The sequence below is a fragment of the Pseudomonas sp. S44 genome (assembly GCF_016624805.1).
Lineage (GTDB): Bacteria > Pseudomonadota > Gammaproteobacteria > Pseudomonadales > Pseudomonadaceae > Aquipseudomonas > Aquipseudomonas machongensis.
The window spans coordinates 1-328 of sequence record NZ_JACVTY010000073.1; the positions used below are offsets into that span (position 1 = coordinate 1).

Annotated in this window: 1 protein-coding gene; it reads right to left on the reverse strand. The window is 58.5% G+C overall.

All coding sequences use genetic code 11. The features are described from left to right. A partial coding sequence (locus tag IAE40_RS25580; RefSeq protein ID WP_200604072.1) for an immunoglobulin-like domain-containing protein occupies positions 1-328 on the reverse strand: 328 nt, incomplete at both ends.

The following is a 328-nucleotide window of genomic DNA, read 5'->3' on the forward strand; positions in this document are numbered from 1 at the left end:
GGTGACATCGGTTTTCACTTCGCCCTGACCCAAGGTCAGTTTCTCGAAGTTGTCTGCACCAGTAACGCCTTCCAGCTTGTTGACTATTGCTGGCTGGCCGCCGACGTACACGTCATCAGGGGCGTGGATGGTGATAGTCCCGGTGGCGCTGCCAGCCGGAACGTTGACCTTGGTGCCGTCCGAGAGGGTGAACACCAAACCGCCATGAGCTTTGACGTCCAGGCCTTGGGTGTTGGTCAGCGTAACGGTATAGGTGATCTCGCCGCCTTCGGACACAGTGGTCTTGTCGGCGGTAAGGGTCGCGACGACTTCACTTTCAGTGTCAGCG